Genomic DNA, 21,830 nt, shown 5'->3' with positions numbered 1-21,830 from the left:
GTCGACGCGGCCGTAGATCCAACGCCAGTCACCCAACGGCCGTCCGGGGGTCAGCCGAGCGTCCGACCCCCCAACAACCGTCGTGACAGCGGATCGGAAGTCCGCCAGCCTAGAAGGTACGACGTCCCGTACCCGGGAGGCCCTCCCCCATGACCGAGAACGCGTCCCCGTTCTTCATCCGGCCCCACCGTTTCGACGACCCGGACCAGGACGACACCTACTTCCCCCGGCTCGACTGGCACCGCCGGCTCGTGCTGGACACCGACGAGCGGGTGCTGTGGCGTGACCGGGTCCAGGTCGCCGGATACCTGCTCGCCCCGCACGCCGGCCCGGACGAGTTGGCCTGGTCGCTGCCGCGTCCGGCCGAGGTGACCGTCACCGACCGGCGGCTGACGTACGTCTGCGTGGACTGCCACATCGGACCCGCGCCCGGGCTCGGGGCCGATCCACGGCACCGGCGGCGGACCGGACCGGTCGCCAGCCGGGTGGTGACCGGGCAGATCCGCTGGCAGTGGCCGGCCGGGTTGCGCATCCTCGCGCCCGGCACCGGTCCGGAGACCGATCCGGCGGTGGCCGGTGAACGCCTGCTCGTCGTCTGCGACGCGGTACGCGCCATCGGCCGGCCGGCGCTCGCCCTCTCCGGCGGCCCGCTCGACTCGCCGCAGAGCGTACGGCGGTTGGCCACGGTGATCCGGCGGGCGGTCGCCGGGTTCCGGCTGGCCAATCCGGCCATGGTGGAGCTGGCCCCGCCGGAGTGGGACGCGCTGCTCAGCCGTGCCGGGCTGGCGCTGCACGCCGACGCCCTCGCCGATCCCCGGCGCGGCGTCGACCTGCCCGGCTCGCTGCCGGTCGAGTTCGCGCACCGGGACGACTACTACCGTCGCGCGCTGCGTCGCCGGAACGCGCCGACACCGAGCCGGAGTTCCGCCCCGCCGACCGGCAACTCGTCGACCCCGGGCGGCGGCTCGCCGACGCCGGGCCGGAACCTGTCGCCGTCCGGGCACAACTCGCCGGCACCGAACCGGATGTCGGGCACGACACCTTCGCGCTGGCCGGAACGGCATCCCGGCTCCGCCTCCTGACCGGGTCGGGTCCCGGGCGGCTTTCACCGCCGGAACCGCACAGATCGGCCGACAGCGGCAGGTGTCGCCCGGGCATCGGGCGGGTACCCGTGACGCCGAGGTCGACAGGAGGCGGACATGGGCAACGCGGCCGACCGGTCGAACGGGTACGGCGGGCGCCCCAGCCAGCTACTGGACCGTCTCCCCTGGTTGGTGCGCTGGGCGGTGTTGGCCAGTGCCTGCCTGCTCGTCATCACGGCCGGGGCGTACGTGCTGGCGCAGATCGCCACCCGGCTCGCACCGCTGAGCATCGCGCTCGCGGCCACCCTGTTCCTGGCCGGGCTGCTCGATCCGGTGGCCAGCCGGCTGCGCCGGTACCGCTTTCCGCCGGCGCTCGCCGCGCTGGCCACCGTACTGCTGCTGCTGGCGCTGCTCGGCGGCGCCGTACTGCTGGTCTGGCGGCTGACCGCCGACCAGTTCTCCGACCTGGCCCAACAGCTCGACCAGGGGCTGGAGCGGACCCGGGACTTCGTCACCGGCACGCTGCCGATCAGCGAGCAGCAGCTCGACAGGTTGACCCGGCAGGCGGTTACCGGGGTGCAGAGGTCGGCTCCGGACCCGGTCAGCGGCGCGGCCACCCTGGCGGAGGCGGCCGGCGCCCTGCTGCTGGTCCTGGTGCTGCTGTTCTTCCTGTTGAAGGACGGGCGCCCGATGTGGCGGTGGGTGCTGGGTCGGGTCGCGGAACCGTCCCGCCCCCGGGTGGCGGCGGCCGGTCGGGCCGGCTGGCACACGCTGGGCGCGTACACCCGGGGCACGATGATGATCGCCGCGATCGACGCGATCGGCATCGGGATCGCCCTGGTGCTGCTCCGCGTCCCGCTGGCGCTGCCGCTGGCGGTGATCACGTTCCTCGGCGGCTTCGTGCCGATCATCGGAGCCACCGTCGCCGGAAGCATCGCGGTCCTCGTCGCGCTGGCCGCGAAGGGGCCGACCACGGCGCTGCTGGTGCTGGCAGCGGTGATCGCCGTGCAGCAGACCGAGGGGAACCTGCTCGAACCGCTGATCATGAAACGGCAGGTCCGGCTGCATCCGGTGGTGGTGCTGCTGGTGGTCACCGCCGGCACCCTGCTCGGCGGGATCGTCGGCGCCTTCGTCGCGGTGCCGATCGCCGCGGTCCTCTACAACGTGGTCGACAGGGTCGCGGCCGACCGGCGTGCCGCCAACGACGCCGGGACTTCCCGCCGACCCGGACGTGTGGTCGACGACGACCGGGTCGCGCCGACCGGCGAGGAGCACGACGCGGGCCCGACGAGACCCGGCGACGCCGGACGGAACCCGCCGGAGAACTGACCCGCCGCTGGCCGCCGCTGTTCGGCCCCATCGACATCGCCCCGCCGCCCCCGGCGGATCCGGAGCCGCCCGGGGGGAGAGGGGTCTGCCTGCTCTCCGCCGCCCAGCGGGCGCCCCGGCTGCTCGGCTACGGTGCGCCGAGCCGGCTGTGCAGCTCGGCGCCGTCCAGGTCGGCGAGATAGACCGGGGTACCGGGCTGGTGCCGGCGCCCCTGGGTCAGCGGGCCGGCGTCCACCGGCTCGTACCCGACCTGCTCGATCAGATCGGCGACCTGCCGTTTCGCCCCGTCGTCGTCACCGGAGACGGGGATGCCGTAACGGCGCTGCGCCGAGGACTGGCGGCCGTACTCGCGCAGGTGCTCCCAGCGCATCGCGTTGAACGCCTTCACCACGTGCGCCTCCGGCAACTGCCGTTGCAGCAGCTCGCTGGAGGTGGTCCGGTCCTGGTCCAGCTCCGGGTTGGGGCCGTCCCGCTCCGGATAGTAGTTACCTGTGTCGATCACCGTCTTGCCCCGCATCGGCTCGGCGGGCAGCTCGGCGTACCGGCCGACGGGTACCGAGACCACCACCACCTCGCCGAACCGGGCCGCCTCCGCCACGGTCGCCGGGTGTACCCGTTCGCCCAGTTCCTCGGCGAGCCCGCGCAGCGTCTCCGGGCCTCGCGAGTTGGCCACCGCCACCTCGTGGCCCGCCTTGGTGAACAACCGGGCCAGGGTGCCGCCGACGTGCCCGGTGCCGACGATGCCGATCCGCATGATCCTCCCCCTCCACCACCTGGGCCGGGCTACCCGGCCGGGTACCCGGCAAACGCCCGCCACCGCGCCCCGGCCGGCGGACATAGGCTGGTCGGAGCCGTGCGGGAGGTGCCAGGGTGACGGACGAGGCGAGGTCGGAATTCGTCGAGCGGCGTCCGGCGCCGGCACTGCGGCCCTATCTCGCCGGTTACGTCGGCTACCGGGAGAGCGGCCAACCGCCGGGACGGCACCGGGGACTGCCGTCGCCGTACCTGACGTTGATCGTCACCCTCGACGACCCGCTGGTGATCGCCGTCCACCCGGATCCGGCCACCCCGCCGGGCCGGTACGACACGCTGCTCGGCGGCCTGCACACCGCGCCCGCGCTGATCGCGCACCCCGGCCGGCAGTCCGGGATCCAACTGGCGCTCAGTCCGCTCGGTGCCCGGGCGCTGCTCGGTCTGCCGGCCGGGGAACTCGCGCACACCGACCTCGACGCCGGTACGGTGCTCGGGCCCTTCGCCGCCGAACTCCGGGAACGACTGCACGCCACCGACGGCTGGGCCGGGCGGTTCGCGCTGCTCGACCGGCTGCTCACCGAACGGCTCACCCCGGACACCCGACTCCCAGCCGAACTCGTGCACGCCTGGCGGCGCCTGCTGGCCAGCGGCGGCACCGTGCCGGTGGCGGAGCTGGTCCGGGAGACCGGCTGGAGTTCCCGCTATCTGAGCCGGTCGTTCGGGGTGGAGATCGGGCTGAGCCCGAAGCGGGCGGCCCGGGTGGTGCGGTTCGACCGGGCCCGCCGGCTGCTCCAGCGTCCGCCCCGGCCGGGCCGGGCCGGTGCGCTGACCGAGGTGGCGGTGGCGGCGGGCTACTACGACCAGGCGCACCTCGACCGCGACTTCCGGGCCTTCGCCGGCTGCCCGCCGAGCCGATGGCTGGCCGACGAGGCCGGTGGCGGGTTCCGAAACGTCCAAGCCGGGGCGGGGGCCGGGTCGGCAGACTCGGCCGCATGACAGTCAACTCACCTCCGCCGCCGCAGGTCTGGCCCACGTTGCGGGCCCGGGACGCCCGGGGGCTGATCCGGTTCCTGGTCGACGCGTTCGGCTTCGAGGAGGTCATGGTCAGCGCCGAGGGTGACCTGGTGCATCATGCTCAGCTCCGCTGGCCGCCCGGCGGCGGCATCATGCTCGGCTCGGCCCGGGACGATCCGACGGACCCGTGGGCGCTGCAACCGGGCAGCTTCGGGGCGTACGCGGTGACCGACGACGTGGACGCGTTCTATGCCCGGGCGGTCGCGGCCGGTGCCGAGGTGGTCCAGGACCGGCGGGACACCGATTACGGCGGGCGCGAGGTGCTGGTCCGTGACCCGGAGGGCAACCGCTGGTCGTTCGGCAGCTACCGGGGCGAGGCCGCACCCTCCTGATCGGCACGCCAGGCGGGCCGGTGCCCGGGACCGTGTCGACGGGGGACACCGGTCCGGCCCGGTGGGGAGGGCCGGGTGCGGGGCGGGACGGTGTATGCACCGTCCCGCCCCGCACCCGAGCCGTCAGTTGCTAGGCGGCGCTGTAGGTCAGGCAGTGGTCCAGTCGGATGCTGTCGTCGTGGCTCCAGTACTCGACGATCCGGTCGCCGTCGACCCGCAGGATGTCGACCCCGGAGCAGGCCACGACGATCCGGTGTGGACAGACGCTGCCCGGGTCGTCGCCGGCCCGGGTGAGCATCCACCGGCCGGCGATCAGGTCGGGCCCGATGATCGGACCGACCTCGACGGCGAGCTGCGCGTCCGGGCAGCCGGCGTGCCGGCCGGAGACCCAGGCGACCAGCGCCTGGCGGCCCCGGACCTGCTCCGGCGACCCGCCCGGCACCGGCAGGTGGGCCAGAACCGTGGGCGCGAGGATCTCCTCGACGAGCGACCGGTCGCCGTTGCGCAGCGCCATCCAGTTCTGCCAGAGCATCGGTCGGGAGTCGACGGGGGCCACGACCGAGCTGTGGTTGGTGTTGATGGTCATCGCGAGAGTCCTCCCGTGGGCGGTGATCCGGCCCGGCCCGCCGATCGCGTCGGCGGCACCGCGCCGGCCTCGTCATCCACCATTCTCGACGCCGGTCAGGACAGCATCCTGTCCGCTTTTCTCGACGAATCCGCTCGTCCGGGCAGTTGCAGCGGGGTCGCCGGCACGTCCAACCCACCCCGCCAGGCCGGCTCGATCGACCGGGGCGGAGCCGTCTCGTTGGTCGGCGCGGCCCGGCGCATCCGGTCCAGCCGGAACCCGCGTACCTCCTGCCGGAGCCGGCACCAGCCGACCAGATACCAGAGCCGGCCGGCGCCGAGCAGCTCCACCGGCTCGATCAGCCGCTGCGAGGCGGCGCCGTTGCGGTCGACGTATTCGATCGCCAGCACGGTGCGGCTGAGCAGCGCGTCACCGGCGGTCCGGAGCACCTGCCGGGCGGGCGCCGCCACCGGCTCCGGCTCCAGCGCCGTCAGCCTGATCCGGCCGGCCAGCTCGGCCACGGCCTCCACACCGGACGGTGGCATCACCGCCAGGATCTTGTGCAGCACCGAACGTGCCGCGTCGAGGAACGGGGTGTCGGCCATCGTCTCCAGCGCGACGGCGGCGGCGATCGCCTCGCGCGGGGTGATGTTCACCGGCGGCAGCGTGTAGGCCCGGTCCAGCACGTAGCCGCCGCCCCGACCCAGCTCGGGGTAGATGGGCACGCCGGACTCCTGTAGGGCGCCGATGTCCCGCCTGATCGTGCGCGCGTCGACCTCGAATCGGTCGGCGAGCCAGCGTGCGCTGCGCGGTCGGGGTGCGACCGCGCGCAACTCCTCCACCAGGGCATAAAGCCGATCGGTACGGTTCACCTGCCAAAACTACCGGTCGGGTACGACGTTTCCGCCCTGCTCACGCACCGCCCTCGCCGGTCAGGAGCCGCTGCTCACCAGCCCCGGCGCATCGGCCAACCGCAGTACGATGCTGGCCAGCGCCGGAGTCCGGGTGTCCCGGGGATCGCTGAGGATCCCGGCCCAGAACCGGGCGTCCCGGGCCGCCTCCCGGTCACCGGTCTCGTCGTACGCCCGGGCGAGCATGTTCAGCGTGGCCGCCTGGGCCGACGGCATGCTCATCTCCTCGAAGGTGCGCGCACAGCGGCGCAGTACGCCGACCGCCGCCGCCGCGCGTCCCTCACCGATCCAGCTCACCGCCAAGTCCCGTTCCAGGCCGGTGGCCCAGGGGCGGTCGCCCAACTGCACCGCCAGGTCGTGACTCTGCCGGAGCCGGTGCACCGCCTCGGCACGCCGGCCGAGGCAGATCGCCGCCGAAGCGAGGTGGCGCAGGGCGGCCAGCAGCACGTACCGGTCGTTGACCGTACGCAGCAGCGCCACGGCCCGCTCCGCGGCGGCGTACGCCAGCGCCGGTTCGTCGCGGAGCAGCCGGGTCACCGCGAGCGCGTTCAGGCAGCGGGCGGTGACGATCTCGGCAGCGCCCAGTTCACCTGCCTCGGCCACCGCCGCCTCGTCCACCGCCAGCGCCTCGTCCAGCCGGCCCAGCCCCCGGTACGCGGCGGAGAGCACCGGCGCGGCCAGCAGGGCGCCGAGCGGGTCCCCCTCGGCCCGGAACAGCGCCACCGCCCGTTCGGCCGTCGACGCGGCGTCCTCGGCGCGATTCTGGTAGTCGTAGAGCACCGCCTCGTCGCTGAGCAGGCAGGCCAGGCCGTGCCGGTCGGCGAGCCGCTCGTACCGGTCCCGGCCGTCGCGCAGCCGCTGCGCCGCGCCCGCCAGGTCGCCCCGGGCCAGTTGGAGCAGGCCCGTCACGAAGTCGGCCCGGGCGATGGTCCGGTCGTCACCGATCCGCTCGGCGGCCTGCCGGGCCAGCCGCTGCACCGCCTGGAGTGCCGTCCAGTGCCCGTGCACCCAGCAGAACGGGGCGAGCCGCTCGGCGAGGTCGATCGCGGCCCGTTCGGCCCCGCACTCGGGTGCGAGTCCGAGCAGGCCGGTGAGGAGGTCGAGTTCGGCGCCGAACCAGCCGAGCGGGTCGGCGGCGGCCAGTTCGGCGGCGCGCGGTGGGCGTACCCGTTCGGCCGGCTCCGCGAGCCGGGCCCAGGTCAGGGTCCGGGGCAGCCGGCGGGCGGCGCTGCCGGCGAGCGCGGCGGCCGCCGCCACCAGTCGGCGCTGCGCCCCGGCCCGCCGCCCCGGCGCCGCGCCCGCGGGCTCCACTGTGCAGGAGGGCCGGTCCGGCGCGGGACGGTCGTCGGTGGCGGCGAGTTCCTCGGCGTAGACCCGGAGCAGGTCGTGCAGGCGGTAGCGCGGCTCGCCGCCGTCGGCCGGCCGGGTCACCTCCAACAGGCTCGCCTCGACGAGTTCGTCGAGTATCCGGTCGGCGTCGGCGCTCTCCAGCAGCTCGGCGACCGCCCAGGCCGCGAAGCTGACCGGGCCGAGCGAGCCGAGCAGGCCGAATGCCTCCCGGGTCGGCGGGGAGAGCGCCTGCACGCTCAGCGCCAGGCTGGCCCGGACCTGGAGGTCTCCGGCGGCTAGCTCGTCGAGGCGCTGCCGCTCGTCGTCGAGCCGGTCGGCGAGGATCGCCAGCGGCCACGACCGGGTGGCGAGCCGGGTACCCGCGATCCGGACCGCCAGTGGCAGGTTGCCGCAGGCGGCGGCGATCCGGGCCGCCTGGCCGGGCTCCTCGGCGACCCGCTCCGGACCCACCACGTCGGCGAGCAGCGCCCGGGCCTCGTCGTCGGTGAGCGGGCCGACCGGCAGGTGCCGGGCGTCGATCAGGCCGCTGAGCCGGCGCCGGCTGGTGGTCAGCACGGCGCTGCCGGGGGTACCGGGAAGCAGCGGCCGGACCTGGGCGGCGGTGGCGGCGTCGTCGAGCACGACCAGCACCCGGCGGTCCGCGAGCCGGGCCCGGTAGGCGGCGGCCAGCGCGGAGAGGTTCTGCGGCAGCGCCGAACCGGGCACGCCCAGCACCCGGAGCAGGTCGGCCAGGACCGCGGCCGGATCCCGGGGTGCGGCCGAGGCGCCGGCCAGGTGTACGAAGAGCTGCCCGTCCGGGAACCGCTCCCGGATCCGGTGCGCCACCGTCACCGCCAGGGCGCTCTTGCCGACGCCCGGCTGGCCGGAGACCGCCACCACCGGCACCCCGCCGTCGGCCGGGGCCAGCAGCCGCTCGATCCGCTCGATGCTGCCGGCCCGGCCGACGAAGCCCGACAGGGCCGGCGGCAACTGGCAGACCGGAAACGGTGACCGGGGTGCGACCTCGGGCCGGTTGCCGACCCGGCCGACCGACGGTTCCTCGCCCCGCAGGATCGCCTGGTGCAACCGGCGCAGTTCCGGTCCCGGCTCGACGCCCAGCTCGGTGACGAGGATCTCCCGGGCCCGCTGGTACGCGGCCAGCGCGTCGGCCCGGCGCCCGGCGCGGTAGAGCGCCACCATCAACTGGCCGTACGGCCGCTCCCGCATCGGGTGCTCGGTCACCAGTTGGTGCAGTTCGGACAGGACGGTGGCGAGGTCGCCGTCGGCGCGCAGGTCGGCGTCGACGCAGTCCTCCTGCGCGCCGACCCGTTCGAGTTCCCACTGCGCCAGTTCGGGTTCCAGCGTCGGCACCGTCAGGTCGGCGAGTGGCCGTCCCCGCCACTGCCGCAGTCCGCGCCGGAACCGGTCGGCCGCCAGCGCCGGATCGCCTGCGGCCAGCGCCGCCCGGCCGGTGGCGACCTCCCGCCGGAACACCAGTACGTCGACGTCGTCGGTCCGTACCCGCAGCAGGTAGCCGTCGCTGCGGTGCTCGATGCGCAGGCCGGGCAGCCGCTCCCGGAGCCGGGAGACGTAGGTCTGGAGGTTGGAGGCGTACGAGGCCGGCGGGTTGTCACCCCAGAGCGTCTCCACCAGCCGGTCGACGGTGACGAGTTGGCCGGCGCCGACCAGCAGCGCGCCGAGCACGGTGCGCTGGTGTCGGCTGCGCAGCACCAGCTCGGCGCCGGAGTCCGTGCAGACCCGCAGCGGCCCGAGCACCCCGAACCTCACTCGCCGTCTCCCTGAGCCGCAGGCAAATCACGGACATGAAACCGTACTACGGTGTCTGCCCAGCATGGCGCGGTGCGCCGGGGTTGCGGCGGCGTGGCGTGTGGCAATCGTGTGGCAGTTGTGTGGCGGGCATCCCCAAGCTGCTAGAGGCCCGCGGGGGGCGGGCCGGTCACGGGGGTCGGCGTTCGGGGGGACTCGGGTGCGGGGAAGTCCCTGACACCGGATCGAGCGCCGGGCACCCGACCATCCGACTACCGCCACCGTCCCGACCCCTGGTCCGGGCGCGCCGGGCGAACCGGGCGGGCCCATAATGCTGCTGCTCCAAACGCTGCTTCCCCGGCGGCCCCGGCCAACGGGCCTCGCAGGGGGCGCGACCATACAGTTCTTGGCGAAAGGCAATGATGTCCACATATCCCCCTCCGGGCTACGGCCCCGGAGAGCCGCCCCACGACCCGCGCCAGTCCGGCCAGCCCGGTGGGTACGGCGGCCCGGCGGGCGGCGGTTCCGGCTACCCGCCGCCCTCCCAGGGCGGCTACCCGCAGTCCCCGTCGTCCGGCGGTCCCTACGGACAGCCCCCGTCGTCCGGCGGTCCCTACGGGCAGTCTCCGTCGTCCGGCAACCCCTACGGACAGTCGGAGTCCTACCCGCAGTCGGGTGGTTACCAGCAGTCCGGCGGTTACCCGTCGACGCCCTCGTCGCCGGCCGGGCCGGCGGCACAGTTCGACGCACCGGTTCCGCCGCCGAAGAAGAGCAAGGCGCCGCTGGTCATCGGCATCGTCCTCGGTGTCGTGCTGCTCTGCTGCGGCGGCGGCATCGCGTCGTACCTCTGGGCCGGCGACGACGAGCCGTCGAACGTGGCCGCCAGCGACGAGACCCCGAGCCCGACGGCGAGCGCCAAGGCGACCCCGCCGAAGGGCAAGCCGTCGCCGACTCCGGGAGAGGAGTCGATCGAGGGCAACCTCGACCAGTTCAAGAAGGGCGACTGCCTCACCATCGACGAGGCGACCGACGAGGTCGACGAGGCGAGCTGCGGCACCAAGGGCGCGCTCAAGGTGCTGCTGCGCAAGGACGGCACCATCAAGGAGTCCGCCTGCGAGTCCACCGACTACACGCAGTACCTCTACCAGGACGGCGCGATCGGCACGCTCGAGGACTTCATCCTGTGCGTCGCGCCGGCCCGCTGACGCGGCCCGGCGCGTGATCCGCCCCCTCGCCGCCCGGGAGGGGGCGGGTCGGCGGGACTGACAGGGCGACGTCGACCGCCCGTGCGGTGGATCGACGGGAGTCGACCAACGGGGGGTGCGGTGGTCCGGGGGCGGGGAGCGCCCGGGCCACCGCACGGTCGCTTCCTTAGCCCCCAACCAAGCGATTCTTAAGACTGAACTAAGCGGGCCGCTCGGACTGGTTTCCGACACCGTCAACCGGTACATATTCTTCGTGACTCGTCGTCGGGATGTCGAAACGGCCGAGCCGCTCACCGAATGGGTGACCGGCCTGCTGCCCCGGGTGCCGTCCGAGGACCCCTACGACCGGCCACCCCGTGGGCGCGACCGCGAACCGTACGACGAGTTCGAGCGGTACGCCCCGGCGGAGCCGACCCGTTCCGAGGGCAACTGGACGTCTCCGACCCGTGGCCGTGAACCGGCTGCGACGCGTGGCCGCGAGCCGTGGTCGTACGCCGAGGAGGCACCGGCGTACCGGCCCAACCCGATCAGCGGGGCGGCGGAGGCGGCCCGGCACCGGGAGACCGCCGAGGTCGAGCCGTACGACCGCAGTGGCCGGCTCTTCTTCCACATCGTCTTCTGGTCGGCGCTGGCCACCAGCGTCGAGCTGTGGTGGCTGAACACCCCGGCCGGGTCGATCCGGACCACCGCCGACATCCTGATCGCCGGTGGCCGGCTCACCGGCATGGTCGGCGGGTTCCTGCTGCTCGCCCAGGTGCTGCTGATGAGCCGGGTGCGCTGGCTGGAACGCTGGATCGGGGCGCACTCGCTGCTGATCTGGCACCGGGAGCTGGGCGCCTTCCTGCTGCTCGCCATCCTGGCGCACGCCGGGCTGATCGCGGTCGGCTACAGCAAGCTCACCAACACCCCGATCGTCGAGGGCACCTGGTCGCTGCTGAGCACGTACGAAGACATGATCAGCGCGACGGTGGCCACCGGCATCCTGGTCGGCATCGCGCTGCTGGCGATCCGGGCGATCCGCCGGATGATGAACTACGAACTCTGGTACTACCTGCACCTGAGCACCTACCTGGTGCTGCTGTTCAGCTACGGCCACCAGTTCGCCGCCGGGCAGGAGCTGTCCAAGCCCGGCTTCGGGCAGTACTTCTGGGCCGGGCTCTACGTCTTCGTCATCGCCTGTGTCCTCTGGGGACGGATCATCTCCCCGATCGCGTTCAACCTGCGGCACCGGCTGCGGGTCGAGGACGTGGTGCCGGAGGCGTTCGAGATGGTCTCGATCTACATCTCCGGCAACCGCCTCGACGAGCTGGACGCCCGGGCCGGGCAGTACTTCCGGTGGCGGTTCCTCACCAAGGGCTGCTGGTGGCAGGCGCACCCGTTCTCGCTCTCGGCCGCGCCGAACGAGCAGTGGCTGCGGTTGACCGTCAAGGTGGTCGGCGACCACACCGAGTCGCTGCAGTACCTGGAGCCGGGCACCCGCATCTTCGCCGAGGGGCCGTCCGGGGTCTTCACCGCGGACCGGGCGATCCGGCCCCGGGCCCTGCTCATTGCCGGTGGCAGCGGCATCGCGCCGATCCGGGCGCTGCTGGAGGACCTGCCCGAGCAGACCGTGGTGATCTACCGCTCCCGCAGCGAGGAGGAGCTGCTCTTCCGCGACGAGCTGGACTTCCTGGCCCGGTCCCGCAACGCCCAGGTCTGGTACGTGATCGGTTCGCGCGAGGACCCGGCGCCCCGGCACCTCTTCACCGCCAAGGGCATGCGCGAGCTGGTGCCGGACGTACGCCGTCGGGACGTCTACCTCTGCGGGCCGCCCGGCCTGGTCGACGTCTCGATGCGGACGATGCGCAAGCTCCGGGTACCGCGCCGGCAGATCCACCTCGACCCGTTCGAATTCTGATCCCCGGAAAATTCCGATCCCTCGGACTTCCACCCCCAACGGAGGTACATCCCGTGCGTCGCGCCGCCTTCGCCGTCCTCGGCACCGCCATCGGCGCCACCCTGCTGATCGGTGCCAAGCTCGGCACCTCGACCGACGACCCCGCCCAGGTGGCGCTGGAGGAGGAGACCGGCGACGCGACCGCCAGCCCGACGCCGGGCGGCAAGGCGCCGGCCGGGAAGAAGACCACGGCGCCGCCGGCCAAGAAGCCGCCGGCCAAGGCGCCGGCCGGCGGGCTGAAGGACGGCACCTTCGTCGGTGCGACCGCCAACTACGACTACGGCGCCATCAAGGTGACCATCAAGGTCTCCGGTGGCAAGGTCACCGACGCGGACGCGACCTATCCCGACGAGGACCCGACCAGCGCCAGCATCAACGAGGGCGCGATCCCGAAGCTGCGCCAGCAGTCGCTCGCCGCCACCAGCGCCAGCAAGGTGAACACGGTCTCCGGGGCGAGCCTGACCAGCGCGGCCTACAAGGCGTCCCTCCAGTCGGCGCTCGACAAGGCGAAGGCCTGACTCCGATGGGCACCACCGGGCTGCGCCGGGTCGAGCAGATCATGGGTACGCCGATCAGCGTGCAGCTCACCGATCCGCTGCCGGCCCGGCGCCTGGAGGCGCTGGCCGAGCAGACGTTCGACTGGTTCCGTGAGGTCGACGAGCGGTTCAGCACCTACAAGGAGCAGAGCGAGGTCAACCGCTTCGACCGGGGCGAACTCTCCATCCAGGACTGCTCCGCCGACCTGCGGCTGGTGGTCGAGACCTGCGCCGACCTGTGGCGGGAGACGGACGGCTACTTCGACGCGTACGCGACCGGCCGCTTCGACCCGTCCGGCTACGTCAAGGGCTGGTCGGTGCAGGTGGCCTCGGACCGGCTGCTGGCGGCGGGCTGCCGCTCGCACTGGATCAACGCGGGCGGGGACATCCGGGCCCGGGGCGGCCCCCGACCCGGTGAGCCGTGGCGGATCGGCATCCGGCACCCGTGGCAGGAGGACAAGATCTGCTGGGTGCTCGGCGGTAACGACTTCGCGATCGCCACCTCCGGCACGTACGAGCGCGGTTTCCACGTGATCGACCCGTACCGGGGTGCCCCGGCCACCGAGCTGACCTCGGTCACCGTGGTCGGCACGGACCTCGGCCGCACCGACGCGTACGCGACGGCCGGGGTGGCGATGGGCCAGGCCGGGCTGCGCTGGCTGGCCGAGCTGCCGGAGCACGAGGTCGGCATCATCACCTCCGACGAGCTGTGTTACCGGACCGACGGCTTCCCGGTGCTGCCCACCGAGCCGGCGCAGCGGCCCGCCGCGACCCGCTCCGAGCTGACCGGCCAGCCCGCGCCCCGGCTGGGCTGACCGGCCGGGACCGGCCGAGGGCCACTCCGGGGCCGGGCGCGGTGTGCTCCGGGCACGGGTCGCCTCAGGCGTGCCCGGTGGCTCCGCCGGCCGGCATCGAGCCGTCGAGTGTGGAGTCGCCGAGGAGCCGGGACCAGGTTCCGCCGTCGAGCAGCCCGCTGTCCCGGACGAACTGCCGCACCGCCGGCAGTACCCCGGCGGTGCCGTAGAGCGCCACCGCCAGCCCCGGGTCGAGCCCGGCGGGGTGGTCGGCCGGTACGCCGTCCGGGCCGGTCGGAAGGGGATGCCGGCGGCGGGCGTCGCGCAGGGTGCGCTCGCCGGAGAGGGTGCGCCGGGGCAGGAACCAGCCGGCCATCCCGACGAACGCCAGCACCACCAGCAGGCCGACGCCGACGCCGAGCAGGTCGGCCGCGACCAGCCGGGCCACCAGCAGCGGCAGCACGAGCACCAGCGTGGCCGGCAGGAGCAACCGGCGCCAGGCCGGGCGGAGCAGTCCCAGCCCGATCAGACCCTCCCGCTGCTCGGCCAGGGCCTGCCGGACCCGCCGCCGGCTGGCCACCTCCCGGGGCGACATCGTGCCGTACAGCGCACCGAACAGGGCCCGTTCCAGCGGCTCCGCGTACGCCGGCAGGCCGCCGGTCCGGCTGAGCCCGCCGGGTCGGGCGGCCGTCACACCGCCCCGGCCGTGCAGCGTCACCAGTCCGGCCCGGACGGCGCCCCAGGCACCACCGTTGAGGTAGCCGAGGTCTGTCGTACTCAGGTCGCGGGGCACCGCCGTCATCCTTCGAGTATGGAAAACCGGTGCACGCCCGCCCGGTCCGGGTCGCGGCCCGACGGGACGGTGAGCCCGGTCAGCCCCGGTCAGCCCGGCGGGACGGTCAGCTGGGCGGCAGGTGGTCGACGAACCACTCCGCCGCGTCCCGGGCCACCCGGTCCAGCGTGCCGGGCTCCTCGAAGAGGTGGCTGGCACCGGGTACCACCCGCAGCTCCGCGCCGCTGTCGAGTTCGGCCAGCGCCTGGTTGTTGAGCCGCAGCACCTCGTCGTCCAGCCCGCCGACCAGCAGCAGGGTGTCGGCGCGTACCCGTGGCAGGTCGGCGCCGGCCAGGTCGGGTCGGCCGCCCCGGGAGACGACCGCGTACACCTGGTCGGGGCGCTGGGCGGCGGCGGAGAGCGCGGCGGCGGCTCCGGTACTCGCCCCGAAGAGGCCGATCGGGAGCCGCCCGGCCGGTTCGCCGGTCGCCAGCCAGTCGACGATGCTGACGAGCCGGCCGGTGAGCAGGCCGATGTCGAAGCGCAGCGCCCCGGTACGGTCGTCGACCGCCTCCTCCTCCCGGGTCAGCAGGTCTACCAGCACGGTCGCCAGGGCGTACCGGTTGAGCGCCTCGGCCACCATCCGGTTGCGCGGGCTGTGCCGGGAGCTGCCGCTGCCGTGCGCGAACAGGATGATCCCGCGCGCGTCGGCGGGCACGACCAGGTCGCCGGTCAGTCGTACCTCGCCGGCCGGAATCGTGGTGTCGCTGGTCCGGATGTCCATCCGGCTGCCTCCCCTGCCTCTTCCCGGCGCGGCTTGCCGGTGCCGGTCGTGCCGCCACGCCGCGGTCCCGCCGCCCTTTGTCGGCCTTACCCGGCGGTGCCGGGCTCAACCACGCGCCGGGAGCCGCTGCGGTGGCCGGGTTTGCCGGTACCCAGTCGGGGAAGGCCGGATCGTCCGACCAGGTACCGGGCCGGCGCTCACGCCGACCGGCAGAGGAACGTGAGGGACGTCATGGCCCGCCAGAAATCCGGCAAGGCGAAGTCCGGCCCGGCCCGCGCCGACGAGGCGGGACAGCAGCAGAATCCCGACCGGAGCGAGTGGGCGGACGAGGCGGCCAAGGCGAGGTCGCTCGACGACCCGCGCCGGACGCCGCCCCGCGACGCGGTGGGCATGCCGTCCAGCGGTGAGCGGTACAACGACGATCCCCGCGACCGCTGACTCCCGCCGGACCGGGCGGGTTCTACGGCGTGCCGCGCCTCAGGCCCGGAAGGTACGGCGGTAGGTGTCCGGCGGTACGCCGATGGTGCGCTGGAAGTGGCGGCGCAGCGTCGTCGCCGTGCCCATGCCGGCGGCCGAGGCGACGGTGTCGACGCTGTCGTCCGTGGTCTCCAGCAGCTCCTGCGCGCGGCGGATCCGCTGGGTCAGCAGCCATTGCAGCGGGGTGGTGCCGGTCACCGCGTGGAAGTGCCGGGCCAGGTGGCGTGAACTCATCTTCGCCTGGCGGGCCAGGTCCTCCACGGTGAGCGGCTGGTCCAGCCGCCGCATCGCCCAGGGGAGCAGCTCGGCCAGCGGATGGTCGTCCTGGGCCGGTACCGGGGTGGTGACGAACTGGGCCTGACCACCGGCCCGGTGCGGCGGCACGACCAGGCGCCGGGCGACCACGTTGGCGACCGCCGAGCCGTGGTCGCGGCGGACCAGGTGCAGGCAGAGATCCATCGCGGCGGCCTTGCCGGCGGAGGTGAGCACGCTGCCGTTGTCGACGTAGAGCACGTCCGGGTCGACCTCGACCCGGGGGTAGCGCGCGGCCAGTTGCTCGGTGTGCGCCCAGTGCGTGGTCGCGCGCAGCCCGTCCAGCAGGCCGGCGGCGGCGAGCACGAAGGCGCCGGTGCAGAGCGAGACGACCCGCGCGCCCGACTCGTGTGCCGCCCGTACCGCCGCGACCAGGTCGGCCGGCGGGTCCTCGTCGACGTCGGCCAGGGCCGGGACGATCACGGTGTCGGCGTCCGGCAGCCGGTCCAGCCCGCAGTCCGGCTCCAGCCGGAACCGGCCGACCCGGACGGGGTGCGTACCGCTCACCCGGACGTCGTACCAGGGGCCGGGCAGGGCGTCCGGTGCGGAGCCGAAAACCTCGTAGGCCATGGCCAGCTCGAAGTGCAGCATCCCGTCGGTAGCCGCGACCACCACGGAGCGCGGGAAGGAACTCATGTCGGGAATTGTACGGCTCATGTCGTTCCGGACACTGGCACCGCCGGGTCGACCGGGACAGGATCTTCGTACTGGATCACTTCGGGCTGGTGGGAGCGGTAATGGGATCGGGTCGGCAGGTGGCGGTCTTCGGCGCGTACGGGCACACCGGGCGGTTCGTGGTCGCCGAGTTGCACGAGCGCGGGTACGTCCCGCTGCTCCTCGGGCGCGACCGGGAGAGGCTGCTGGCCCTGGCGCAGACCCGACCGGGGCTGGCGGCGCGGCAGGCGTCGGTCGACGATCCGACCTCGCTCGACCGCGCCCTGGACGGCGCGGCCGCCGTGATCAACTGCGCCGGGCCCTTCGCCAGCACCGCCGGCCCGCTGGTCGAGGCGGCGTTGCGCGCCGGCATCCCGTACGTCGACGTGGCGGCCGAGATCGAGGCGAACGTCGACACGTTCGCGCACTTCGCCGAGCGGGCCCGCGCCGCGAACCTCGTGGTGGTCCCGGCGATGGCCTTCTACGGCGGCCTCGGCGACCTGCTGGTCACCACCGCGATGGGCGACTGGACGGCGGCGGACGAGGCACACATCGCGTACGGCCTGAGCGGTTGGCAGCCCACCGCCGGAACGCTCGCCTCGGGCACGATCTCCGGGCAGCGCCGGGGTGGCCGGCGGGTCCGCTACACCGGCGGACGGCTCGAATACCACGACGACGCCCTGCCGACCCTGGAGTGGCCCTTCCCGGCTCCGCTCGGCGCTCAGGAGGTGATCGGCGAGTTCTCGATGGCCGACATCGTCACCGTCCCCAGCCACCTGGCCGTACCGGAGGTGCGCACCTACATGACCGCCAAGGCGGCGAGGGAGCTGGCCGCGCCCGACGCCTCGGCACCGACCGCCGTCGACGAGCGCGGCCGCTCCGCGCAGACCTTCGTCGTCGACGCCCTCGTCCGCTCCGGCGGCACGGAACGCCGGGTGGTCGCCGCCGGCCAGGACATCTACGCGATCAGCGCGCCGCTCGCGGTGGAGGCCGTCGACCGGATCCTCGCCGGGCGAACCAGGACCACCGGCGTCGTCTCGGCGGGCGCGGTCTTCGACGCCCCGGACTTCCTCCGCGCCCTCTCCGCACACCTGGGGCTGCACGTCCCGCTCGACGCACGCGGCTGACCGGCGACCGCCGCCGTCAGATCGACCGCCGCCGCAACCGCCGCCCGGTGCACGGCACGTCGTGGTCGATCCGCAGGCCACAGCGCCGGCCGCCGGGCAGCCGCCGGGGGCAGAACACCCGATGCCGTACGTCCTGGTGTTGCTCCTCCGACACGGTGGTCTCCTGGGCGTCGACGCAGAGGAAGGTCAGCGCCCGCGCGGCGGTCCGGGCCAGGACGCGGGCCCGGAGCAGGTCGGTCGTGAGGATCGGCAGGTGGATGACGTACCGGTGCAGTTCGACGGCCATCATCGGGCCACGCGGTAGGACTGTCGCAGCTGGGCGGACTGCCAGCGCCGGAGTGCGTCCTTGATCCGGGCCGTCTCCTGCCGGCTACGGGCCAGTTCGGCCTGGACGCCGCCGAGTTCGTCGGCGACCCGGTCGAGGAAGGCGCCCACCTCGACGGGATCGAGGCCACGCCAGGTGATCCGGAACCGCCGGCTCCGCACCTGCCAGGGCCGGATCGGCGGGTACGAAGCGGAGCGGCATCCGCCGATCACCGAGTGGAGCCGGGTGGACGCGCTCGATCTGGTCAGGATGCGCCGGAGCAGTTGCCGCACGTCGTAGTCCTTTCTGCTGGGGGTTTCCCTGCAACGAGTGGGCCGGGAGGGGCCCATCGCCGAGCCGATGGCCGAAGCGACGTTTCGCTGTGCCTCAGCCGGGCATGCTCGGCGCCCCGATTGCCGTTGGCAGCTAGTCAACCCGGGGGTAGGCAACCTGTCAATCCTATCGACTAGAAGGTGCGCCCAATGCATGTCATGGCGCTCGCAGAAGTCGCCGACTATCTCGGGGTCAGCCGCCAGCGTGCCGCAGTTCTGGTGGACAGGCCCGACTTCCCGGCGCCTCTGGACACGTTGACCGTCGGCCGGATCTGGTCCGCCGCGGATGTCAGGGAGTACGCAGCGCGTCGTCGTGAGCGCTTGGACAGCACCCGGGACGAGTAGCTGTCGCAGAGCCACCTCGCCGGTTACAGCTCTGACCGTAACCTCGCCTCGCTGGTAGGGGAGCCGAGGGTGGTCGGCGCGGAGACTGTCGAGCTGGGTGCACAGGCGGGGCACGGAAGCCGGGGTTGTCGACAGCCGGGGTTGTCGACGGTGTGACGCGGTTCGGGTCGACCGGCGGGCGGGACCGGGCTTCGGACAGCCCGGGAGGGTGGGCGCACAAGCGGGGCAGCTCGACAGTCTCCTCCGCGAATGTTCCACCCCCGCACCCAACCCGACGTGAGATCGCCGGCTCAGAGATGATCGCCACGACGGCCGACGTGGGATTGCCGCTAGCGCAGTTCCGCGATCCTGGCCCGAGTGTTGGCCGGGGCCTCGGGGTGCCCGTGCTCGACGTCGGCCCGGACGTCGGCCACGGTCCTGCCGGCCAACTCCCGTCGCCAGGCCAGCTCCGCGCCACGCATCGCCTGGGCGAACGCGCAGGACTGTCGGTAGTCGACGCCGGCATGCTCCCCCGGCCCCTTGCTGAGGATCTGGTCGCACCGGAACAGCTCCTCCGGGCCCTCGATCGCGGCGACGATGTCCAGTAGGGAGACCGCCTCCGGGGCCCGGGCCAGCCGGAAGCCTCCGCGCGGTCCCGAGGTCGAGGTCAGGATCCCGGCCCGGACCAGGGCTTGGAGCTGCTTGTTCAGGTAGGCCGGCGGCAGCTCGTAGAACGCCGCGAGGGTACCGGTCGGCACCGGGTCGTCCAGCCAGCTCAGGTTGAGGCACGTGTGGAGGGCCCATTCGACGCCCTGGCTCGTCCGCATAATCCTGGACTTTACACGTCCAGAAACTGTGACGCCCGCCATGATCACTAGCGCCGCCGATTCTGGATATCTAGTGTCTAGGAATCAGCGAAGCAACGAAGGAGCCGACAATGACCCTGGTACGCGCAGCCGAAGCCGAGGTTCTGGAGAGCGACCCGGCCAGCGTGATCACGCTGCTACTCGACCCCGAGCACACCGGCGGCACCCTGACCAGCAACCGCACCCTGCTCAAGAGCGGCACCGACGGCGCCCCGCCACACCTGCACACCCGCTCCGGCGAGCTGTTCTTCGTGCTCGACGGCGCCCTCGAAATGCTCGTCGGCGACGAACTGCACACCCTGCACAAGGGAGACACGCTCTTCGTTCCGCCGCACACCCCGCACGCCTTCGCCCCCGCCGACGGCCAGGACGCCGACTTCCTCGTCGTGCTCACCCCCGGCAAGCCCCGGTTCGACTACTACCGGCTCCTCGACCGGGTGCACCAGGGCGAGGCCACCTGGCAGGAGGTCGGCCAGACCCAGGACCGCTACGACAACCACTACGTGGAGAGCCCGGTGTGGACGGCACGCGGCTGACCACGACCTGAGGTGACAGCGGTGGAATCGGGTCGGGCGGCCGAGGATGGCCACCCGGCCCGGTGTCGGGTGGCTACTCGACCAGGCGGTCCCGCCTGATCTTGTAGACCCCGTACAGGCTCTCCAAGCCTCCAACGACCATCAGCACCACGCCGAGCTTGGTGGGCGTGAAGATGACGACATGCTCGTCCGGTCCGAACAGCCGGAGCGCCAGTCCCACCACAAAGGTGGCCAGGCCGGTGAGCAGCGTCTTACGGGCTGAGGACATCGAGGATCCCTGCTGGAGAAGAGGGGCGGGAGGATCTTCGAAAAGCCTAGTCAGGCCCGCTATCCCCAGCCTCCTGCCGGTTGAGGAAACCGGACTACATCCTTCGACCGACACCACACCGGCCCCCGCCTCCGAGAGCTGCCCGGCGCCTCGACCGGCACGTCGCCCATGAAGCAATTTCCACGGCGGATCACTCCGAAATCCACCTGTTCGACCCAGTTGATCAGGTAGGCTGACCCCGGTTTCGCCCGGTGGCGCACCCCTCCGCGCCGGCGTGACCGCCGCCGAATCACTTTCGGGTGAGCCGGGGACCCAGGTAGGTGGGGTGAGTCCGCAACCGCGGTAGGGACTTGTTCCGTCCCGAACCCGTCAGCTAACTCGGTAGGCGGGCGACGGAGGGACATGCATGACGGGATCCACACGTCGGCGGCTTCCGCTGGCCCTGGCCCTGCTCGCCACGTTCGGCGCGCTCGCCGGGGCAGCACTCCGGCCCGGCGTGGCGGAGGCGAACAGCCCCGCCGTCCTCGGCGACGAAGGCGACACCCCGCTCCTACGGGACGTGCTCGAATCGACCGGCCGAGGTTACCTACAGGCCAGAAACGCGCTGGCCAACGCGAAAGCTCGACAGGCGAAGATCGTCGCCGAGCTACGCCGGGTCGAGGAACGCATCGCGCAGTTGCGGCCCCGGGTGGAGCAGGTGGCCCGGACGGCGTACCAGACCGGCCGGATCGGCCCGGTGTTGGTACTGCTGCACAGCGGCTCGGCCGACGAACTCCTGGAGCGCGCCCGTGGCCTGGAGGCGGTGGCGCTGCGGGACAACGACGTACTGCGCGCACTCGGCCAGGCCCGGGAGCGGGCCGCGCGGGCGAAGCAGGCGCTCGACGCCGAGGTGGTCGAGGAGCGCCGCCAACTCGCCATCATGCTGCGGCAGAAGCAGGCCGCCGAGCGGGCGCTGGCCCAGGTCGGCGGCGCCTCCACCGGGGGCTTCGTCAACGCGAGTTCGCCGGTGGCCCGACCCGCGCCACGCGCCGCCGACGGCTCCTGGCCACCACAGTCGTGCAGCCAGCCCGACCCGACCACCACGGGCTGCGTCACACCACGCACCCTGCACGCCTACACCGAGGCACGCCGGGCCGGCTTCGGCCGCTTCACCGGCTGCTACCGCTCCGGCGGCCCGTACGAGCATCCGAAGGGGCGGGCCTGCGACTTCTCCGCCGAGGCGGGTGGCTTCCGAGGTGCCGCCACCGGCGCCGACCGGACGTACGGCAACAACCTCGCCGCGTTCTTCGTCCGCAACGCCGACCGGATCGGGGTGTTGTACGTGATCTGGTATCGGCAGATCTGGTTGCCGACGATCGGCTGGAAGTCGTACGGCGGCGCACACGGCGACCCGTCCAGCGACCACACCAACCACGTACACCTGTCGCTGGTCTGACGGCCGGGGGGAACACCCCCGGCCGA

Annotated in this window: 24 protein-coding genes and 1 riboswitch; of the genes, 13 read left to right on the top strand and 11 right to left on the bottom strand. The window is 73.2% G+C overall.

Going from position 1 to position 21,830, the window contains the following annotated elements; all coding sequences use genetic code 11:
- Positions 1-149 precede the first annotated feature (149 nt).
- Together C6W10_RS29500 and C6W10_RS29495 are read left to right on the top strand one after the other, a co-directional pair.
- Entirely contained in the window at positions 150-1,082 is a 933-nt protein-coding gene (locus tag C6W10_RS29500) for a hypothetical protein (protein WP_234361473.1), read from the top strand.
- 117 nt (positions 1,083-1,199) lie between these two features.
- A complete protein-coding gene (locus tag C6W10_RS29495; RefSeq protein ID WP_107262405.1) occupies positions 1,200-2,411 on the top strand; it encodes an AI-2E family transporter in 1,212 nt (403 codons plus the stop codon).
- Between the two features lie 127 nt (positions 2,412-2,538).
- Here C6W10_RS29495 and C6W10_RS29490 read toward each other — a convergent pair whose 3' ends face one another.
- Positions 2,539-3,165, bottom strand: a complete 627-nt coding sequence (locus C6W10_RS29490) for an NADPH-dependent F420 reductase (RefSeq protein WP_107262404.1) — start codon at positions 3,163-3,165, stop codon at positions 2,539-2,541.
- Between the two features lie 116 nt (positions 3,166-3,281).
- Between C6W10_RS29490 and C6W10_RS29485 the strand changes: the two genes are divergently transcribed.
- Positions 3,282-4,160, top strand: coding sequence for an AraC family transcriptional regulator (locus C6W10_RS29485; protein ID WP_107262403.1), 879 nt, complete (start codon positions 3,282-3,284; stop codon positions 4,158-4,160).
- Complete coding sequence (locus C6W10_RS29480; RefSeq protein WP_107262402.1) at positions 4,157-4,570, top strand: VOC family protein; 414 nt, start codon at positions 4,157-4,159, stop codon at positions 4,568-4,570. Before C6W10_RS29485 ends, C6W10_RS29480 begins: the two co-directional genes overlap by 4 nt.
- A 130-nt stretch (positions 4,571-4,700) precedes the next feature.
- Here C6W10_RS29480 and C6W10_RS29475 read toward each other — a convergent pair whose 3' ends face one another.
- The 3 genes from C6W10_RS29475 to C6W10_RS29465 all read right to left on the bottom strand — a co-directional run bounded on the left by C6W10_RS29475 (position 4,701) and on the right by C6W10_RS29465 (position 9,163).
- Positions 4,701-5,156, bottom strand: coding sequence for a nuclear transport factor 2 family protein (locus tag C6W10_RS29475; RefSeq protein WP_107262401.1), 456 nt, complete (start codon positions 5,154-5,156; stop codon positions 4,701-4,703).
- 95 nt (positions 5,157-5,251) lie between these two features.
- The gene (locus C6W10_RS29470; RefSeq protein ID WP_107262400.1) at positions 5,252-6,007 is read right to left on the bottom strand and encodes a YafY family protein; all 756 of its coding nucleotides are present in this window, start codon (positions 6,005-6,007) and stop codon (positions 5,252-5,254) included.
- A gap of 60 nt (positions 6,008-6,067) precedes the next feature.
- Entirely contained in the window at positions 6,068-9,163 is a 3,096-nt protein-coding gene (locus C6W10_RS29465; protein WP_107262399.1) for an AfsR/SARP family transcriptional regulator, read from the bottom strand.
- A 398-nt stretch (positions 9,164-9,561) separates the two neighbouring features.
- On the opposite strand from C6W10_RS29465, the gene C6W10_RS29460 reads away from it, so the two are divergent.
- The 4 genes from C6W10_RS29460 to C6W10_RS29445 all read left to right on the top strand — a co-directional run bounded on the left by C6W10_RS29460 (position 9,562) and on the right by C6W10_RS29445 (position 13,634).
- Positions 9,562-10,347, top strand: a complete 786-nt coding sequence (locus C6W10_RS29460; RefSeq protein ID WP_159104801.1) for a hypothetical protein — start codon at positions 9,562-9,564, stop codon at positions 10,345-10,347.
- A 253-nt stretch (positions 10,348-10,600) separates the two neighbouring features.
- Positions 10,601-12,244 carry a ferric reductase-like transmembrane domain-containing protein gene (locus C6W10_RS29455; RefSeq protein ID WP_234361472.1) on the top strand — a complete coding sequence of 548 codons (1,644 nt, stop codon included), beginning with the start codon at positions 10,601-10,603 and terminating at the stop codon, positions 12,242-12,244.
- 53 nt (positions 12,245-12,297) lie between these two features.
- Positions 12,298-12,801: an FMN-binding protein gene (locus C6W10_RS29450; protein ID WP_107262397.1), complete on the top strand. Its 504-nt coding sequence runs from the start codon at positions 12,298-12,300 to the stop codon at positions 12,799-12,801.
- 5 nt (positions 12,802-12,806) lie between these two features.
- Positions 12,807-13,634 (top strand): FAD:protein FMN transferase, encoded by an 828-nt coding sequence (locus C6W10_RS29445; RefSeq protein WP_369930155.1) that lies wholly within the window; start codon positions 12,807-12,809, stop codon positions 13,632-13,634.
- 64 nt (positions 13,635-13,698) lie between these two features.
- Here C6W10_RS29445 and C6W10_RS29440 read toward each other — a convergent pair whose 3' ends face one another.
- Positions 13,699-14,415: a TIGR04222 domain-containing membrane protein gene (locus C6W10_RS29440; protein ID WP_107262396.1), complete on the bottom strand. Its 717-nt coding sequence runs from the start codon at positions 14,413-14,415 to the stop codon at positions 13,699-13,701.
- Between the two features lie 97 nt (positions 14,416-14,512).
- A complete protein-coding gene (locus C6W10_RS29435) occupies positions 14,513-15,169 on the bottom strand; it encodes a dienelactone hydrolase family protein (RefSeq protein ID WP_107262395.1) in 657 nt (218 codons plus the stop codon).
- Positions 15,170-15,400: 231 nt separating this feature from the next.
- On the opposite strand from C6W10_RS29435, the gene C6W10_RS29430 reads away from it, so the two are divergent.
- Positions 15,401-15,607 carry a hypothetical protein gene (locus C6W10_RS29430; protein WP_107262394.1) on the top strand — a complete coding sequence of 69 codons (207 nt, stop codon included), beginning with the start codon at positions 15,401-15,403 and terminating at the stop codon, positions 15,605-15,607.
- Positions 15,608-15,646: 39 nt separating this feature from the next.
- Here the strand turns inward: C6W10_RS29430 and C6W10_RS29425 are convergent, their stop codons facing one another.
- Positions 15,647-16,594: a helix-turn-helix domain-containing protein gene (locus tag C6W10_RS29425; protein ID WP_107262393.1), complete on the bottom strand. Its 948-nt coding sequence runs from the start codon at positions 16,592-16,594 to the stop codon at positions 15,647-15,649.
- 101 nt (positions 16,595-16,695) lie between these two features.
- On the opposite strand from C6W10_RS29425, the gene C6W10_RS29420 reads away from it, so the two are divergent.
- Complete coding sequence (locus C6W10_RS29420) at positions 16,696-17,739, top strand: trans-acting enoyl reductase family protein (protein WP_107262392.1); 1,044 nt, start codon at positions 16,696-16,698, stop codon at positions 17,737-17,739.
- A gap of 16 nt (positions 17,740-17,755) precedes the next feature.
- Here C6W10_RS29420 and C6W10_RS29415 read toward each other — a convergent pair whose 3' ends face one another.
- Both C6W10_RS29415 and C6W10_RS29410 read right to left on the bottom strand, forming a co-directional pair.
- Positions 17,756-18,028 carry a hypothetical protein gene (locus C6W10_RS29415; RefSeq protein WP_369937159.1) on the bottom strand — a complete coding sequence of 91 codons (273 nt, stop codon included), beginning with the start codon at positions 18,026-18,028 and terminating at the stop codon, positions 17,756-17,758.
- Positions 18,025-18,336, bottom strand: coding sequence for a DivIVA domain-containing protein (locus C6W10_RS29410; protein ID WP_369937157.1), 312 nt, complete (start codon positions 18,334-18,336; stop codon positions 18,025-18,027). Before C6W10_RS29410 ends, C6W10_RS29415 begins: the two co-directional genes overlap by 4 nt.
- A 189-nt stretch (positions 18,337-18,525) precedes the next feature.
- Between C6W10_RS29410 and C6W10_RS29405 the strand changes: the two genes are divergently transcribed.
- A complete protein-coding gene (locus C6W10_RS29405; protein WP_234361471.1) occupies positions 18,526-18,720 on the top strand; it encodes a DNA-binding protein in 195 nt (64 codons plus the stop codon).
- A 329-nt stretch (positions 18,721-19,049) separates the two neighbouring features.
- Here the strand turns inward: C6W10_RS29405 and C6W10_RS29400 are convergent, their stop codons facing one another.
- A complete protein-coding gene (locus C6W10_RS29400; RefSeq protein ID WP_107262389.1) occupies positions 19,050-19,526 on the bottom strand; it encodes an Rrf2 family transcriptional regulator in 477 nt (158 codons plus the stop codon).
- A 110-nt stretch (positions 19,527-19,636) separates the two neighbouring features.
- On the opposite strand from C6W10_RS29400, the gene C6W10_RS29395 reads away from it, so the two are divergent.
- Positions 19,637-20,101 carry a cupin domain-containing protein gene (locus C6W10_RS29395; RefSeq protein WP_107262388.1) on the top strand — a complete coding sequence of 155 codons (465 nt, stop codon included), beginning with the start codon at positions 19,637-19,639 and terminating at the stop codon, positions 20,099-20,101.
- A gap of 73 nt (positions 20,102-20,174) precedes the next feature.
- Here the strand turns inward: C6W10_RS29395 and C6W10_RS29390 are convergent, their stop codons facing one another.
- Positions 20,175-20,369 (bottom strand): DUF5708 family protein, encoded by a 195-nt coding sequence (locus C6W10_RS29390; protein WP_107262387.1) that lies wholly within the window; start codon positions 20,367-20,369, stop codon positions 20,175-20,177.
- Positions 20,370-20,641: 272 nt separating this feature from the next.
- Positions 20,642-20,772: riboswitch (cyclic di-AMP (ydaO/yuaA leader) on the top strand.
- 3 nt (positions 20,773-20,775) lie between these two features.
- Here C6W10_RS29390 and C6W10_RS29385 point away from each other — a divergent pair.
- A complete protein-coding gene (locus tag C6W10_RS29385) occupies positions 20,776-21,804 on the top strand; it encodes a hypothetical protein (protein WP_234361470.1) in 1,029 nt (342 codons plus the stop codon).
- Positions 21,805-21,830: the final 26 nt, after the last annotated feature.

The organism is Plantactinospora sp. BB1, from assembly GCF_003030385.1.
GTDB lineage: Bacteria > Actinomycetota > Actinomycetes > Mycobacteriales > Micromonosporaceae > Plantactinospora.
The sequence above is the reverse complement of the archived record's forward strand: the minus strand, read 5'-3'. Positions and strand labels throughout refer to the sequence as shown.

Coding starts and splice junctions, on each gene's coding strand:
- C6W10_RS29405 (WP_234361471.1), top strand. CDS start 18,526: ATGCATGTCATGGCGCTCGCAGAAGTCGCCGACTATCTCGGGGTCAGC.
- C6W10_RS29425 (WP_107262393.1), bottom strand. CDS start 16,594: ATGAGTTCCTTCCCGCGCTCCGTGGTGGTCGCGGCTACCGACGGGATG.
- C6W10_RS29400 (WP_107262389.1), bottom strand. CDS start 19,526: ATGCGGACGAGCCAGGGCGTCGAATGGGCCCTCCACACGTGCCTCAAC.
- C6W10_RS29420 (WP_107262392.1), top strand. CDS start 16,696: ATGGGATCGGGTCGGCAGGTGGCGGTCTTCGGCGCGTACGGGCACACC.
- C6W10_RS29385 (WP_234361470.1), top strand. CDS start 20,776: ATGACGGGATCCACACGTCGGCGGCTTCCGCTGGCCCTGGCCCTGCTC.
- C6W10_RS29395 (WP_107262388.1), top strand. CDS start 19,637: ATGACCCTGGTACGCGCAGCCGAAGCCGAGGTTCTGGAGAGCGACCCG.
- C6W10_RS29435 (WP_107262395.1), bottom strand. CDS start 15,169: ATGGACATCCGGACCAGCGACACCACGATTCCGGCCGGCGAGGTACGA.
- C6W10_RS29390 (WP_107262387.1), bottom strand. CDS start 20,369: ATGTCCTCAGCCCGTAAGACGCTGCTCACCGGCCTGGCCACCTTTGTG.
- C6W10_RS29460 (WP_159104801.1), top strand. CDS start 9,562: ATGATGTCCACATATCCCCCTCCGGGCTACGGCCCCGGAGAGCCGCCC.
- C6W10_RS29500 (WP_234361473.1), top strand. CDS start 150: ATGACCGAGAACGCGTCCCCGTTCTTCATCCGGCCCCACCGTTTCGAC.
- C6W10_RS29430 (WP_107262394.1), top strand. CDS start 15,401: ATGGCCCGCCAGAAATCCGGCAAGGCGAAGTCCGGCCCGGCCCGCGCC.
- C6W10_RS29415 (WP_369937159.1), bottom strand. CDS start 18,028: ATGATGGCCGTCGAACTGCACCGGTACGTCATCCACCTGCCGATCCTC.
- C6W10_RS29480 (WP_107262402.1), top strand. CDS start 4,157: ATGACAGTCAACTCACCTCCGCCGCCGCAGGTCTGGCCCACGTTGCGG.
- C6W10_RS29495 (WP_107262405.1), top strand. CDS start 1,200: ATGGGCAACGCGGCCGACCGGTCGAACGGGTACGGCGGGCGCCCCAGC.
- C6W10_RS29490 (WP_107262404.1), bottom strand. CDS start 3,165: ATGCGGATCGGCATCGTCGGCACCGGGCACGTCGGCGGCACCCTGGCC.
- C6W10_RS29445 (WP_369930155.1), top strand. CDS start 12,807: ATGGGCACCACCGGGCTGCGCCGGGTCGAGCAGATCATGGGTACGCCG.
- C6W10_RS29475 (WP_107262401.1), bottom strand. CDS start 5,156: ATGACCATCAACACCAACCACAGCTCGGTCGTGGCCCCCGTCGACTCC.
- C6W10_RS29440 (WP_107262396.1), bottom strand. CDS start 14,415: ATGACGGCGGTGCCCCGCGACCTGAGTACGACAGACCTCGGCTACCTC.